The following is a 13907-nucleotide window of genomic DNA, read 5'->3' on the forward strand; positions in this document are numbered from 1 at the left end:
AAACGCTCCTCTCCGAGCCGAAACCAAGACGAAACGCCCACCGGAGAAAAAAAAAAAACCCTGCCCCCCTTTTTCGGCCGGGCCGCGCAGAGGGCGGAAAAGGGGGCGCCGGTGGTGTCAGCCGCCGTCCGTCAGCAGGGCCGCCGCGAGGACCGGCGCGACCTGCTCGACCTGCCAGGCCCGGGCGCCGTGCCCCGCGAGGATGCCGGCGACCGTGTGCACGGTCGGCTCGGCGGGCGGCTCCCAGCACAGCCGGCGCACGGTGTCCGGCGCGATCAGGTTCTCCTGTGGGAGGTTCAGGCTCTCCGCGAGCGAGGTCACCGCCGCCCGGGCGGCGGCGAGCCGGGCCGCGGCGGCCGGGTCCTTGTCGGCCCAGGAGCGGGGCGGCGGGGGACCGTTGAGCGGCTGGCCGGGCTGCGGCAGTTCGTGGTCGGGCAGCTCCCGCGCCCGGTCGACGGCGGCCTGCCACTGCTCCAGTTGACGGCGGCCCATGCGGTGGCCGAACCCGGGCAGCGCGGCCAGCGCGTGGCTGTTCACCGGCAGGTTCAGCGCCGCCTCGACGATCGCGCCGTCCCCGAGCACCTTGCCGGGCGAGACGTCGCGCCGCTGGGCGACCTCGTCCCGGGCCGTCCACAGCTCGCGGACGACCGCCATCTGACGGCGCCTGCGGACCTTGTGCATGCCGGACGTGCGGCGCCAGGGGTCCTTGCGGGGCGGCGGCGGGGGAGCGGCGGCGATGGCCGCGAACTCCTGCCGGGCCCACTCCAGCTTGCCCTGCTGGTCCAGCTCCTCCTCCAGGGCGTCGCGCAGATCCACCAGCAGCTCGACGTCGAGCGCGGCGTAGCGCAGCCACGGGTCGGGCAGCGGGCGGGTGGACCAGTCGACGGCGGAGTGGCCCTTCTCCAGCGCGAAGCCCAGGACGTTCTCGACCATGGCGCCCAGGCCGACCCGGGCGAAGCCGGCCAGTCGTCCGGCCAGCTCCGTGTCGAACAGCCGGCTGGGGACCATTCCTATGTCCCGCAGGCAGGGCAGGTCCTGGGTGGCGGCGTGCAGCACCCACTCGGCGTCCGCGATGGCCTCGCCCAGCGCCGACAGGTCGGGGCAGCCGACCGGGTCGATCAGTACGCTGCCCGCGCCTTCGCGGCGCAGTTGTACGAGGTAGGCGCGCTGGCCGTAGCGGTAGCCGGAGGCGCGTTCGGCGTCGACGGCCACCGGGCCGGTACCGGCCGCGAAAGCCGCCACGACCTGGGCGAGCGCCTCGTCGGTGGCGGTCACCAGGGGGATGCCTTCGCGGGGTTCCAATAGCGGTACCGGCGCCGGTGGGAGATCCGGAGGCGCGTCTCCGGAGGCTCGCAGTGTCGTGTCTGCTGCGGTCTTTTGGGCGTCGGTCACCAGTCAAGGGTATCTGTGTATGCGCGTCGCCCGTCGAGGGAACTTTCCCTCGACGGGCGCGACGGCGGGGTGAAGGGGTCAGTGGATGATGCCGGTGCGCAGGGCGACCGCCACCATTCCCGCCCGGTCACCGGTTCCCAGCTTGCGCGCGATGCGGGCGAGATGGCTCTTGACGGTGAGTGCCGACAGGCCCATCGAGACGCCGATGGCCTTGTTGGACTGGCCCTCCGCCACCAGCCGCAGCACCTCGACCTCGCGGCCCGACAGCTCGCGGTAGCCGCCCGGGTGCCCGGGGGCGCCGGGGGGCCGGCGCTGCATACGGGCCGCGTTCGCGCCGACGGGCGCGGCGCCCGGCCGGCCGGGCAGGCCGAGGTTGGTGCGGGTGCCGGTGACGACGTAGCCCTTGACGCCGCCGGCGAGGGCGTTGCGTACGGCTCCGATGTCGTCCGCCGCGGAGAGGGCGAGACCGTTGGGCCAGCCCGCGGCCCGGGTCTCGGACAGAAGAGTGAGGCCGGAGCCGTCTGGAAGGTGGACGTCGGCCACGCAGATATCGCGCGGGTTGCCGACGCGGGGACGGGCCTCCGCGATGGACGACGCCTCGATCACGTCACGCACTCCGAGAGCCCACAGGTGGCGGGTGACGGTGGAGCGGACGCGAGGGTCGGCCACGACGACCATGGCCGTCGGCTTGTTCGGGCGGTAGGCGACCAGGCTCGAAGGTTGCTCGAGGAGAACAGACACCGGGCCTCCTGGGGGGAGTGGCGGGAACGGAAGCCGACGGGGGAGCGCCGGGATGATCCGTGTTTGAAGGGTCACTGACCTCTTCGGCAGTAATCCGGCGGGACTTTAGAGTTTGATCACGAATTAGTTAGGGGCAATTCGGGCAAATCGGATGCGTGAGCGATCAGAGGTGAACACAGAGTGAGCACCGAGTTGATCAGAGCCGTACGCGATCGGGAGCGCCGCGGCACCCGCCGACCGGCGGCCCGCACCTGCTCACGGGCCCCCGCCGACCGGGTCGGGCGGGCTCAGCGCGACCGCGCCCCGCGCCGCTGCGGCAGCGGCACGACACCGCCGCGCGGTGACGCCTCCGGTGCGGCCGGCGGCAGGCCGGCGACCTGGCACAGCAGATCGCACCACGCCGCCAGATGCGCCGCCAGATCCGGCACCCCGCCGGGACCCTCGGCCGGCGTCCAGGACGCGCGGATCTCGATCTGCGTCGCCGGGCGGCGCGCGGACAGCCCGCCGAAGTAGTACGACCCGGCCCGCGTCACCGTGCCGCTCGGCTCGTCGTAGCGCACCCCGCGCGCCTCCAGCGCGCCCGTCAGCCACGACCACGACACGTCGGGCAGCAGCGGATCAGAGCCCATCTCCGGCTCCAGCTCCGCGCGGGCCAGCGTCACCACCCGGAACGTGCCCTGCCAGGCGTCGTCGCCCGCCGGGTTGTGGAGCAGCACCAGCCGCCCGTCCGCCAGATCCTGGTCCTCCCCGTCCGGTCCGGTGCCGCGCTCGACGACCGCCGCCTCCAGCGCGTACGCGTACGGGGCGAGCCGTTTGGGCGCGGGCGTCGGGTCGATCTCGATCTCCGGCCGCAGTCGTGCCGACCGGAGCGCCTCGACCGCCTGACGGAAGGGGATCGGGGTCTCGTCCGCGCTGTCCGCGAGGTGTTCTTGAGCCGCAGCCATGCCCGGAAGATTAGGCGGAAGGAGGCCGTCATCCGGGGAGGACACCCGGCGCGCGCGTCGCCCATTCGGACGTGTCGCGCCCGCATGCGAAGATTTGGGGCGTGAGCGCCAACGACCTGCCCCAGACTCCCCAGTCCGCCCCCGCCGGGGAGACCCCCGTCCCGGGCCGGACCGGTACGTACGACTCGGCATTCCTCAGGGCCTGCCGGCGCGAGCCGGTGCCGCACACGCCGGTGTGGTTCATGCGCCAGGCCGGGCGCTCGCTGCCCGAGTACCGCAAGGTCCGCGAGGGCATCGCGATGCTCGACTCGTGCATGCGGCCCGACCTCGTCACCGAGATCACGCTCCAGCCGGTCCGCAGGCACGGCGTCGACGCCGCGATCTACTTCAGCGACATCGTCGTGCCCCTGAAGGCCATCGGCATCGACCTCGACATCAAGCCCGGCATCGGCCCGGTCGTCGAGAACCCGATCCGCACCCGCGCCGACCTCGCGGCGCTGCGCGACCTGGAGCCCGGCGACGTCTCCTACGTCACCGAGGCCATCGGCATGCTCGTCGACGAGCTGGGCGGCACGCCGCTGATCGGCTTCGCCGGCGCGCCCTTCACGCTCGCCAGCTACCTGGTCGAGGGCGGCCCGTCCCGCAACCACGAGCGCACCAAGGCGCTCATGTACGGCGACCCGCAGTTGTGGGCCGACCTCCTGGACCGCCTCGCCGAGATCACCGCGGCCTTCCTCAAGGTGCAGATCGAGGCCGGGGCGAGCGCCGTCCAGCTCTTCGACTCCTGGGTCGGCGCCCTCTCGCCCGCCGACTACCGCCGCAGCGTCATGCCCGCCTCCACCAAGGTCTTCGACGCGGTCGCCGGCTACGGCGTGCCGCGCATCCACTTCGGCGTGGGCACCGGCGAACTCCTCGGCCTGATGGGCGAGGCCGGCGCGGACGTCGTCGGCGTCGACTGGCGGGTGCCGATGGACGAGGCGGCGCGCCGGGTCGGCCCCGGCAAGGCGCTCCAGGGCAACATCGACCCGGCGGTCCTCTTCGCGCCCCGTGAGGCGGTCGAGGCCAAGGCCCGCGAGGTCCTGGACGCGGCCGCCGGCCTGGAGGGCCACGTCTTCAACCTCGGCCACGGCGTCCTGCCGAACACCGACCCCGAGGCGCTGACCCGGCTCGTGGAGTACGTCCACACCGAAACCGCGCGCTGAGCGCGACCGGTGTGCCGGCCTGACCGGAGCCCGCCCGGTCGGGCCGTGACCGGGCCCGGTCAGGCGCCGGCGGCCCGTACCGCCGCCGTCGCCTTGCGGGCCGCGACCAGGACCGGATCCCACACCGGCGAGAACGGCGGGGCGTAGCCGAGGTCGAGGGCGGTCATCCGCTCCACCGTCATCCCGGCCGTCAGCGCCACCGCCGCGACGTCCACCCGCTTGCCCGCGCCCTCCCGGCCGACGATCTGCACGCCGAGCAGCCGTCCCGTCCCGCGCTCGGCGAGCATCTTGACGTGCATCGGCTGGGCGCCGGGGAAGTAGCCGGCGCGGGCGGACGCCTCGACGGTCACCGTGACGTAGCGCAGGCCCGCGGCGCGCGCCTGGTCTTCGAGCAGCCCGGTGCGGGCGATCTCCAGATCGCAGACCTTGCTGACGGCGGTGCCGACGACCCCGGGGAACGTCGCGTAGCCGCCGCCGACGTTGGTGCCGATGACCTGCCCGTGCTTGTTGGCGTGGGTGCCCAGCGCGATATGGCGGTGGCGGCCGGACACCAGGTCCAGTACCTCCACGCAGTCGCCGCCGGCCCAGACGTTGTCGTGGCCGCGCACCCGCATCGCGAGATCGGTGAGCAGCCCGCCGGACTCGCCCAGCGGCAGGCCCGCCGCCCCGGCGAGCGTGGTCTCGGGCCGCACGCCCAGGCCCAACACCACCACGTCCGCCGGATATTCGGCGTCCTTCGTGGCGACGCCCGCCGCCCGCCCGTCCGCGTCGGTCAGTACGGCCGTGACGGCCGTGCCGCGCACCGTCTCGATGCCCAGCCGGCACATCGCCGCGTGCACCAGCGCGCCCATGTCCGGGTCGAGCGTGGACATCGGCTGCTCGCCGCGCTCCACGACGGTGACCTCGTAGCCGCGGCGGATCAGCGCCTCCGCCATCTCGACGCCGATGTAGCCCGCGCCGACGACCACCGCCCGCCGGCCACCGGTCGTATCGAGGCTCTCCAGCAGCGCCCGGCCGTCGTCGAGGGTCTGCACACCGTGCACCCCCGGCGCGTCGATGCCGGGCAGTTCCGGGCGCAGCGGCCGGGCGCCGGTGGCCAGCACCAACGTGTCGAAGCCGGTCCACGACTCCCGGCCCCCGTCGTCAAGAGCCCGCGCCCGCACCCGGCCCCGGTCCAGATCCAGCTCGGTGACCTCGGTGCGCATCCGCAGGTCGATGGCGCGCGCCCGGTGCTCCTCGGCGCTGCGGGCGATCAGGGCGTCCGGCCCGTCGACCACCCCGCCGATCCAGTACGGGATGCCGCAGGCGGAGTACGACGTGAAATGGCTCCGCTCGAACGCGGTGATCGCCAGCTCATCCGGTTTCCTCAGCCGGCGCGCCTGCGACGCGGCCGCCATCCCCGCCGCGTCCCCACCGACGACCACCACTCGCTCCGCCATCGCCCGCGCTCCTTCCTCTCGTCGTCCTCGCCGTCTCCCGCTAGCGTTCCAGGACGAGCGCGAGACCCTGCCCGACCCCGATGCACAGGGCGGCCAGGCCCGTGCCGGAGCCCAGGGCGGCGAGCTGGTGGGCGACCGAGCCGGCCAGGCGGGCCCCGGAGGCACCGAGGGGATGGCCGAGGGCGAGGGCGCCGCCCCGGGGATTGACCACCGTGGGGTCGAGTTCGGGCCACTGGCCGATGCAGCCCAGCGCCTGGGCGGCGAACGCCTCGTTGAGTTCGAAGGCGGCCACGTCACCGAAGCCCCGCCCGGACCGCTCCAGCGCGCGGCGTACCGCCTCGACCGGACCCAGGCCGAACATCTGCGGCTCGACACCGGTCACCGCGCTCGCGCGGATGCGCGCCAGTGGTTCGCGGCCGGTCGCCCGCAGGCCCTCGTCATCGACGAGGAGGAGGGCCGCGGCGCCGTCGCTCAGCGGCGAGGAGTTGCCGGCGGTGACCGTGCCGCCGGCCGCGCGGAAGACCGGCTTGAGCTTGGACAGCGACTCCAGGGACGACGCCTCGCGGATCGACTCGTCCCGCGTCAGCTCCACCCCCGGCACCGGTACGACCTCCGCGTCGTAGCCGCCCTCCCGCCAGGCCCGTACCGCCTTTTGGTGGCTGGCCAGCGCGAACACGTCCTGCTGCTCGCGGGTGATGCCGTGCTGGTCGGCGATCAGCTCGGCGCCTTCGCCGAGGGAGACCGTCCATTCGGGGCGCATCCGCGGATTGACCATCCGCCAGCCCAGCGTCGAGGAGTACATCTCCTGATGGGCGGCGGGGAAGGCCCGGTCGGGTTTGGGCAGGACGTAGGGCGCGCGGCTCATCGACTCCACACCGCCCGCCACCGCGATGTGCGCGTCGCCGTGCGCGATGGCGCGGGCGGCCTGGATGACGGCCTCCAGACCGGAACCGCACAGGCGGTTGACGGTCACACCGGGGACGGTCGGCGGCAGCCCGGCGAGCAGGACGGCCATCCTGGCGACGTTCCGGTTGTCCTCGCCGGCGCCGTTCGCGTCGCCGAAGCAGACGTCGTCGATGCGGGCCGGGTCCAGTTCCGGCGTGCGGTCGACCAGCGCTCTGAGCACATGGGCGGCCAGGTCGTCGGGCCGGACGCCGGCCAGGGCGCCGCCGTATTTGCCGACGGGGGTCCGTACGGCATCGACGAGGTAGACATCCCGTACGCGTGGATCGGTCATCAGGCGGCGTCCTTAAGGTGCTCGCTGTCCCGGCTCTGCGGTCGGCGGACGACGAACGAAGATCGCCACCGCCCGCCCCGAGTCTTTGCCCGCCGCCCCGCCCTGTCAACGGGGGAGCCGGCCACCTTCGAGGTCCGCGGGCGGACTCCGACGCCGCACGCCGGGGCTCCGCCCGGAAGCCACCGAGGCGGCTCTGAGACAGTGACGCGGCTCTGAGACAGTTGGGGCATGAGCGCAGCGCACACCCCCGCGGGCCCCGGGTCCGGTCACGTCGTCGTCATCGGTGGGGGCATCTCCGGGCTGGCCGCCGCGCACCGCCTGCTGCGAGGCGGCGCCCGCGTCACCGTTGTGGAGGCGTCGGGACGGCTCGGCGGCAAGCTGCTGGCCGGCGAGATCGCGGGCGTCCCCGTCGACCTCGGCGCCGAATCGATGCTGGCCAGACGGCCCGAAGCGGTGGACCTCGCGCGCGAGGTGGGCCTCGCCGACCGCCTGCAGCCGCCCGCCACCGCCACCGCGGCCCTGTGGACCCGCGGCGCGCTGCGCCCGATGCCCAAGGGCCACGTCATGGGCGTCCCCGGCGACCTCGCCCTGCTCGCCGCCTCCGGCGTGATCTCCCCGGCCGGCATGGCGCGGATCGCCGAGGACGAGACGCTGGCGCGCACCGAGGCCGGCGAGGACGTCGCGGTCGGCGCGTACGTCGCGGCCCGGCTCGGCCGCGAGGTCGTCGACCGGCTCGTCGAACCGCTGCTCGGCGGCGTCTACGCGGGCGACGCCTACCGCATCTCGATGCGCGCCGCCGTCCCGCAGCTCTTCGACGCCGCCCGCTCCCGGCGCTCGCTGATCGAGGGCGTACGGGACATCCAGGCCCGCGCCGCCGCCACCACGCCCACCGACGGGCCCGTGTTCACCGGCATCGACGGGGGGATCGGGACGCTGCCCGGCGCCGTCGCGGACGCCGTGCGGGCCGCCGGCGGCGAGATCCACCTCCACACCGCCGTGCGGGAGGTGAAGTGGCGGTCCGGGAGCTGGCAGGTGCGCGCCGGTGAGCGGGCGATGACGGCGGACGCCGTCGTCCTGGCCGCGCCGGCGGCCGAGGCGGCGCGCCTCCTGCGCCGGGAGAGCCCGTCCGCCGCCGCCGAACTGGCCACCGTCGACTACGCCTCGATGGCGCTGGTCACCATGGCCTTCCGCCGCTCGGACCTGGCGCGCGTGCCCGGCGGCAGCGGCTTCCTCGTGCCGCCCGTCGACGGACACCGGATCAAGGCGTCGACGTTCGCCAGCCACAAGTGGGGCTGGATCCACGACGCCGACCCGGACCTGTTCGTGCTGCGCACCTCCGTCGGCCGCTACGGCGACGACGCCGACCTGGCGCGCGACGACGCCGACCTGGTCGACCTCTCGCTCGCCGACCTCGCCGCCGCCGTCGGCCTGACCGCCCGGCCCGTCGCGACCACCGTCACCCGTTGGGACGGCGGCCTGCCGCAGTACACCGTCGGCCATGTGGAACGCGTGGACCGCATCCGCCGGGCCCTCGCCGGGATGCCGGGCGTCCTGCGGGTGTGCGGCGCGCTCTACGACGGCGTCGGCATTCCGGCGTGCGTCGCCTCCGCGCGCCGCGCCGCGGACGACGTCCTCGCCACCCTGCCGGGGGCCACCGCGGCGGGCGAGTGAGAATGGACGACATGACAGACGCTTCCACCACCGCTTCCACGCCGCAGGCCGCCGCGGCCGCCCCGGAAAAGGCCCCGAACGCCGGCAAGAAGGCCAAGGACCTCAACGAGATCATCCGCTACACCCTGTGGTCGGTGTTCAAGCTGCGCGACGTCCTCCCCGAGGACCGCACCGGCTACGCCGACGAGGTCGAGGAGCTGTTCGCGCAGCTCGCCGCCAAGGACGTCGTGGTGCGCGGCACGTACGACGTCTCCGGCCTGCGCGCCGACGCCGACCTGATGATCTGGTGGCACTCGGAGAGCTCGGACGCCCTCCAGGAGGCGTACAACCTCTTCCGCCGCACCCGCCTGGGCCGCGCGCTGGAGCCGGTCTGGTCGAACATGGCGCTGCACCGCCCCGCGGAGTTCAACAAGTCGCACATCCCGGCGTTCCTGGCCGACGAGGTCGCCCGCGACTACGTCAGCGTCTACCCCTTCGTGCGCTCCTACGAGTGGTACCTCCTGCCCGACGAGGACCGGCGCCGGATGCTCGCCGACCACGGCAAGATGGCCCGCGGCTTCCCCGACGTCCGCGCCAACACCGTGCCGTCGTTCTCCCTCGGCGACTACGAGTGGGTCCTGGCGTTCGAGGCGGACGAGCTGTACCGCATCGTCGACCTGATGCGTCATCTGCGCGGCTCGGAGGCGCGGATGCACGTCCGCGAGGAGGTCCCCTTCTACACCGGTCGCCGCAAGCCCGTCGCCGAGCTGGTCGCCGGCCTGGCCTGACCGGCCCCGGGCAGCAGGGCGGGCCGCCCCCTTAGGGACGGCCCGCCTTGGTCTTGCCGGTCCTGCCGTTTACTTCTTGCGCTGCGGGGACTGGCCCGGCACCGGCTCCGCGCGCGGCGCGCAGTACACCCGGTGCCCGGGAACCTTCCCGTGCAGCAGGTACGCCTCGGTGTACTTGTTCACGCAGGCGTTGTCGCTGAGCGCGATGCCGTGCGTGCCCGCGCCCTTCTCGGTCACCAGCGAGGAGCCGGCCAGCCGCCGCTGAAGCTCCAGCGCGCCCGGGTACGGCGTCGCCGCGTCCCGCTCGGCGGCCAGCAGCAGCACGGGCGGCAGCGCGCCCGGTTCCGTACGGACGTCGACGGGGCCGCGCCCGCCGTGCAGCGCCTCGTCGACGCCGGTCGCCGCCGCGTGCCCGGCGGCGTCCGCCAGCGCCTTCCCCGCCGGGCCCGGGTCGCCGCCGTGCCCGCCGGCCCGCTCGGTCATCTTGTTCACCGCGTCGTCCAGGCCGGCCTGCGCCGACTGCGACCGGTCCGGCCAGAAGGCGCACGGCAGGTTCATCCAGGCGTTGTCCCACGTCTCGAACGGGGCGATCCGCGCCACCTCGGTGTTGTCGCGGTCCCAGGTGGCCCAGTCGTGCGGCCAGGACGCGTCGTTGCACTCCACGGCGTTGTAGACGGCGTTGGAGTTCTCCTCCTCCGCCTCGCCGCCCGGCTTGGGCAGGGCCTGCGCGACCAGCAGCTTGTCGTCGCCGTGCACGAAGGCGGAGAGGGCCTCGGCGCGGATCGGCCAGTAGGCGTCGTTGTAGCCGGTCTTCAGGAACGCCCCCTGCAACTGGGCGGGCCCGATCTTGCCGTTGACCGGCTTGCGGCGGACCCGCTCGATGACCGTGTCGTAGGCGTACTGCACCTCCTTGGGGGTCTTGCCCAGGCGGTAGCGGGCGTGGTGCTTGGCGACCCAGCGCAGCCAGTCGCCCCAGCGGTGCTCGAAGGCGATGTTCTGGTCGAGGTTGTTGCGGTACCAGATCTGCCGGGGGTCGGGGTTGACGACGCTGTCGAAGACCATCCGCCGGACGTGGCCGGGGAAGAGCGTCGCGTACACGGCACCGAAGTACGTGCCGTAGGAGGCGCCCATGAACGTCAGCTTCTTCTCGCCGAGCGCGGCCCGCAGCATGTCCAGGTCGCGGGCGTTGTTGACGGAGTTGTAGAAGGGCAGGTCCGCGCCGGCGTTGCGGGCGCAGCCGCGCGCGTACGCCTTCGCCTGCGCCACCTTCGCCCGCTTGAACGCCTCGGTGGGATGCATCTGGGCGTCGGTGGGGGCCTTGGCGAATACCTTGGGGTTCTGGCAGGACAGCGGCGCCGAGCGTCCGACGCCGCGCGGCGCGTAGCCGACGAAGTCGTAGGCGCGGGCCGTGCGACGCCACTTGGACAGCGCGCCGTAGAGCGGGAACTCCATGCTGCTCGCGCCGGGGCCGCCGGGGTTGAAGACCAGGGCGCCCTGCCGTTCCTTGGGCGCGGTGGCCCTGATCCGGCTGACCGTGAGGCTGATCTTCTTGCCGTTGGGGCGGGTGTAGTCGAGCGGGACGGTGAGGCGGGCGCACTGGACGGAGGCGGGCAGATGCTCCACGGCCGCGCACCGGCCGAAGGTGAGGGGGTGGGCGACGGGGGCGGGGGGCGCGGTCGTCGCCTTGGTGGTGCCGCCCGCCGGTGCGATGGCGAGGGCGGACAGGACCAGCGACCCGATGGTGCCGTACAACGCGAGTGCTCTCACGAGCCGTCCCTTCGTGTGGTGCGTGGTGCGTGGCACACGGCGAGAGGCTCGGGTGCACTGGACCGCACGGTGTGCATACAAAAGGGATAGTTGAGGCGTCGATTGCGGATGTAAAGCACCGGAGATGGGTGTCGGCGGCTATGCCCCGGAAGAGTGGAGCGCGCGGAGCGGAGTGCGGCGCGCGGTGCGGAGTGCGGCGCGGGGTGCGGGGTTGTCCGGGCGACAGGAGGACGGGTCGTCCTGCGGCGGTGGCTCCTGCTGCCCGCCGCCCGCCGCCCCGCCGTTCGCCTGATCGCTCGTCAGCTTCCGCAGCCGCCCCCGCCACCGCCGCAACTGGAGCCGCCGCCGCAGGACGACCCGCCCCCGCCCCCGCCCCCGCAGCCGGAGCCGCTGCCGCACGACGAGCCGCCGGACGTACTGCCGCATCCCGACCCCGAGCCGCCGTCCGAGGAGCCGCACCACGAGGCGTCCGACCCGCCGCCCGGCGCGCCCCAGGCGGAGTCGCCGGAGGAGCCGGCGGCCGACCCGGAGGAGGCCGGGGCAGTAGCCATGGCCCGCTGGGCCTCCGCGAGCTGCCCGCGCAGGGCCTCGTCCGCGAGCAGCGCCGTACCGCCGAGGGCGACCACCAGTCCGGCGGGCCGGAGAGCCGCTTCGAGGGTGCCCGGAGCGTGGGTCACCCGCGCGGTGTGCAGGACGAAGGACCCCGCCTTCGTGATCCGGCTGCTGACCGCCCGCTTGCACAGGGCGCCCACGAGGATGCCCGCGACCACGCCCGGCACGATCCTGACCACCAGCGGCGCCTCGCCGAAACCGTCGCCGACGGCCCCCGAAAGCGTCAGCACCAGGCCGATGAAGAGGACCACCACACAGGCCGTGATCTGCGCACCCGCCATCAGCCGCCAGACCCGGCCGCGCCCCGGCGGACGCAGCAGACCGCGGGCCGCCAGCCGGTCGCCGATCCCCTGGACCGCCGGACTGCGCATCGTGGCGGCGCGCACCGCGGCCAGGGAACCGCCGGGCGTCCGGGCGAGCGCGTCCAGCACCGCCTGCTCCACCGCGTGCCGCGCGACGGCCTGACGGACGGTCACCACGCCGGGGCCGCCCACGGCCAGCCGGCCGTCCTCGTGCAGGGCGGCGATCGCGGCGTCCGCCACCCGGCCGGGGCCGCCGGCGAGGAACGCGATCTCCCACACCTCGCGGGCAGGGGCGCCCACCGGGGCGGCGGACGGCGCGCGGCGGGCCCGGACCGTACCGAGGACGAGCACCAGCGACGACGCGAACACCGCGAAATACACCCACTGCGCGAAGGACACGGCACTCACCCCCGTCCCAGGACGCGTCGCACGGCCCGCACCCCGCGCGCGAGGAGCCCCGCGGGCGGCGGCTTGGGACCGGCCCGGTCCCGCCACCACTGGGAGAGCCGCTGCCGGGCGGCCGGCTCCTCGGGCCGGCCCTGCGCCAGCAGGTACGCCGCGAAGTCCAGGGCGTCCTGGCGGTAGCCGCCGCTCATGGGACGACGGCGGGCGTAACCGAGGAAGGCGGCCCGGTAGTCCTCGCCCAGGATCTCGGGCAGTTCGGGCGCCACCTTGGCGACGACCGCGGCCCGCTTGGCCGTCAGCGCCTGGCTCTGCACCCGCAGCCGCGCGCGGTCGAAGCCCTCCGGCGCGGGGGTGCCGGCGACCAGCGCCGACAGCAGCGCCGCCTGCGCGAGCGCCAGCCGCTGCCGCGCCGGTTCGATGCCGGCGGGATCGGCGGCGGGGGACGGGGCGCCCGGCGTCCGCTCGGGCACCGACTCAAGCCGCCCGGACATGGCGGGCCTCCTTCAGGACGACGCGGATCGCGTCGAGTTCGCCGGCCAGCTCTCCGCCGCCGGGGAAGTTCTCATCGCGTTCCAGCAGCACGCCGGGCGGAGTCGTGCGGGCGCACAGCTCGGCCAGGACGTCCAGCACGGCCGGCGGAACGGGGTGGGCGTGGCTGTCGTGCCACACCCCGTCGCGTTCCACCCCGCCCGCCACGTGGACGTAGGCGAGGGCCTCCAGCGGCAGCTCGTCGAGGGCGGCGGCCGGGTCCTCGCCGCGATTGACGTGGTTGGTGTGGAGGTTGGCCACATCGATGAGCAGCCGCACCCCTGTCCGCTCGACCAGCTCCGCCAGGAACCGGCCCTCCGTCATCTCCTCGCCCGGCCAGTTGACCAACGCGGCGATGTTCTCCAGCGCCAGGGGCACCGGCAGCGCCTCCTGCGCGATCCTGACGTTCGCGCAGAGCACGTCCAGCGCGTCGCGGGTACGGGGCACCGGCAGCAGGTGCCCGGCCTCCATCCGCGGCGACGCGGTGAGCGGCCCGCCGGCGCGGACGAACGCGATGTGCTCGCTGACCAGCGGCGCGTCCAGCGCCTCCGCGCACGCGGCGAGAGCCGCCAGCCGCCCGGGATCGGGACGCTCGGCACCCCCGAGCCCCAACGAGACACCGTGCGGGACGACGGTCGTGCCGCGGCTCCGCAACTCACGCAAGGCGTCCGGCAGATGACCGGGACAGACGTTCTCCGCCACCACCTCCACCCAGTCCACGCCGGGCAGCCCCGCGATCTCCGCGGCTATCTCCGGACGCCAACCGATCCCCGTACCGAGGCGCTCCATGGTTCCCCCTCTCGCTCGGTCGTGACGGACTCATGGCCCCGGACAGGCAGGCCGAATCCCGCAGCCACCAGGTTCAGAGCTTCATTTGAGGATCGGAACGCCCGGCCAGGA

10 protein-coding genes and 1 pseudogene are annotated in these 13907 nt (G+C 74.2%); 3 read left to right on the plus strand and 8 right to left on the minus strand.

Annotation, left to right across the window (positions count from 1 at the left end):
* Positions 1 to 117 precede the first annotated feature (117 nt).
* From ACZ45Z_RS22255 to ACZ45Z_RS22265, 3 genes are all read right to left on the minus strand, one after another.
* On the minus strand, positions 118 to 1392 hold the full coding sequence (locus ACZ45Z_RS22255) for an HRDC domain-containing protein (protein WP_468365026.1): 1275 nt from the start codon (positions 1390 to 1392) through the stop codon (positions 118 to 120).
* A 78-nt stretch (positions 1393 to 1470) separates the two neighbouring features.
* Positions 1471 to 2133 carry a LuxR C-terminal-related transcriptional regulator gene (locus ACZ45Z_RS22260; RefSeq protein WP_468365028.1) on the minus strand — a complete coding sequence of 221 codons (663 nt, stop codon included), beginning with the start codon at positions 2131 to 2133 and terminating at the stop codon, positions 1471 to 1473.
* A 287-nt stretch (positions 2134 to 2420) separates the two neighbouring features.
* Entirely contained in the window at positions 2421 to 3077 is a 657-nt protein-coding gene (locus ACZ45Z_RS22265) for a DUF3000 domain-containing protein (protein WP_468365031.1), read from the minus strand.
* Positions 3078 to 3193: 116 nt separating this feature from the next.
* On the opposite strand from ACZ45Z_RS22265, the gene hemE reads away from it, so the two are divergent.
* Positions 3194 to 4279 carry a uroporphyrinogen decarboxylase gene (gene hemE, locus ACZ45Z_RS22270; RefSeq protein WP_468365410.1) on the plus strand — a complete coding sequence of 362 codons (1086 nt, stop codon included), beginning with the start codon at positions 3194 to 3196 and terminating at the stop codon, positions 4277 to 4279.
* 59 nt (positions 4280 to 4338) lie between these two features.
* Here hemE and ACZ45Z_RS22275 read toward each other — a convergent pair whose 3' ends face one another.
* Both ACZ45Z_RS22275 and ACZ45Z_RS22280 read right to left on the minus strand, forming a co-directional pair.
* Positions 4339 to 5718 carry an FAD-dependent oxidoreductase gene (locus tag ACZ45Z_RS22275; RefSeq protein WP_468365033.1) on the minus strand — a complete coding sequence of 460 codons (1380 nt, stop codon included), beginning with the start codon at positions 5716 to 5718 and terminating at the stop codon, positions 4339 to 4341.
* A gap of 40 nt (positions 5719 to 5758) precedes the next feature.
* Positions 5759 to 6955, minus strand: coding sequence for a thiolase family protein (locus tag ACZ45Z_RS22280; RefSeq protein WP_468365035.1), 1197 nt, complete (start codon positions 6953 to 6955; stop codon positions 5759 to 5761).
* A 228-nt stretch (positions 6956 to 7183) separates the two neighbouring features.
* On the opposite strand from ACZ45Z_RS22280, the gene hemG reads away from it, so the two are divergent.
* Together hemG and hemQ are read left to right on the plus strand one after the other, a co-directional pair.
* Positions 7184 to 8626 carry a protoporphyrinogen oxidase gene (gene hemG / locus ACZ45Z_RS22285; protein ID WP_468365038.1) on the plus strand — a complete coding sequence of 481 codons (1443 nt, stop codon included), beginning with the start codon at positions 7184 to 7186 and terminating at the stop codon, positions 8624 to 8626.
* A 2-nt stretch (positions 8627 to 8628) separates the two neighbouring features.
* Complete coding sequence (gene hemQ, locus ACZ45Z_RS22290; RefSeq protein ID WP_468365040.1) at positions 8629 to 9393, plus strand: hydrogen peroxide-dependent heme synthase; 765 nt, start codon at positions 8629 to 8631, stop codon at positions 9391 to 9393.
* A 69-nt stretch (positions 9394 to 9462) separates the two neighbouring features.
* On the opposite strand, the gene ACZ45Z_RS22295 is transcribed toward hemQ, so the two are convergent.
* The 3 genes and pseudogenes from ACZ45Z_RS22295 to ACZ45Z_RS22305 form a co-directional block, all read right to left on the minus strand.
* Positions 9463 to 11160 (minus strand): alpha/beta hydrolase, encoded by a 1698-nt coding sequence (locus tag ACZ45Z_RS22295; RefSeq protein ID WP_468365042.1) that lies wholly within the window; start codon positions 11158 to 11160, stop codon positions 9463 to 9465.
* Between the two features lie 299 nt (positions 11161 to 11459).
* Positions 11460 to 12473, minus strand: coding sequence for a TIGR04222 domain-containing membrane protein (locus tag ACZ45Z_RS22300; protein ID WP_468365045.1), 1014 nt, complete (start codon positions 12471 to 12473; stop codon positions 11460 to 11462).
* A gap of 5 nt (positions 12474 to 12478) precedes the next feature.
* A pseudogene (locus ACZ45Z_RS22305) lies at positions 12479 to 13796 on the minus strand (MbnB/TglH/ChrH family RiPP precursor modification enzyme).
* Positions 13797 to 13907 lie beyond the last annotated feature (111 nt).

The organism is Streptomyces sp. NPDC031210 (assembly GCF_055570395.1).

Coding starts and splice junctions, on each gene's coding strand:
- ACZ45Z_RS22265 (WP_468365031.1), bottom strand. CDS start 3,077: ATGGCTGCGGCTCAAGAACACCTCGCGGACAGCGCGGACGAGACCCCG.
- hemQ (WP_468365040.1), top strand. CDS start 8,629: ATGGACGACATGACAGACGCTTCCACCACCGCTTCCACGCCGCAGGCC.
- ACZ45Z_RS22280 (WP_468365035.1), bottom strand. CDS start 6,955: ATGACCGATCCACGCGTACGGGATGTCTACCTCGTCGATGCCGTACGG.
- hemG (WP_468365038.1), top strand. CDS start 7,184: ATGAGCGCAGCGCACACCCCCGCGGGCCCCGGGTCCGGTCACGTCGTC.
- ACZ45Z_RS22275 (WP_468365033.1), bottom strand. CDS start 5,718: ATGGCGGAGCGAGTGGTGGTCGTCGGTGGGGACGCGGCGGGGATGGCG.